Consider the following 536-nt stretch of genomic DNA (forward strand, 5'->3'; position numbering starts at 1 on the left):
TAAGGTGCGCCCTCCAAAACCCACCACTTGAGCGCTAGGGCTATAAATAGGGAACATGATGCGATCCAAAAAGCGCAAATAGGTTTTATCCTTTTTATCGCTCTTGCCCAGCACGCCTAACTCAATGAGCTTGTCCTTATTCAAGCCTTTATTTTCAATGCCATAATCAATTCTATTCGTGCATAAGCCTAATTTAAACGCTCTTATACTCTCTAGACTAAGCCCTCTTTTTTGCAAATAATTCAAAAAAAACGGGGCGTTAAAAAGCTCTTCTTGATACAACGAGCTCACCATTTCTAAAAGGTGGTAGTCTTCTTTATGATCGTAATAAACGCCTTTGTCATACTCTAAAGCCACATTGAATCGGTGGGCTAATTTCTCTAATGCTTCCACAAACGAAAGCTTTTCAAACTCCATCACAAATTTAATGCTATCCCCGCTCGCTCCACACCCAAAGCAATGATAAAACCCTTTAATTTGATTGACGCTAAAACTCGCGCTCCTTTCTTCATGAAAAGGGCAACAAGCCATGTAAC

1 protein-coding gene is annotated in these 536 nt (G+C 40.3%); it reads right to left on the reverse strand.

All coding sequences use genetic code 11. The features are described from left to right. On the reverse strand, window positions 1–531 hold a 531-nt coding region (locus IEY73_RS34885; RefSeq protein ID WP_229716459.1), incomplete at its 3' end, for a CHC2 zinc finger domain-containing protein. Between the last annotated feature and the right edge of the window lie 5 nt (window positions 532–536).

Source organism: Mangrovihabitans endophyticus (assembly GCF_014646155.1).
Lineage (GTDB): Bacteria > Actinomycetota > Actinomycetes > Mycobacteriales > Micromonosporaceae > Actinoplanes > Actinoplanes endophyticus.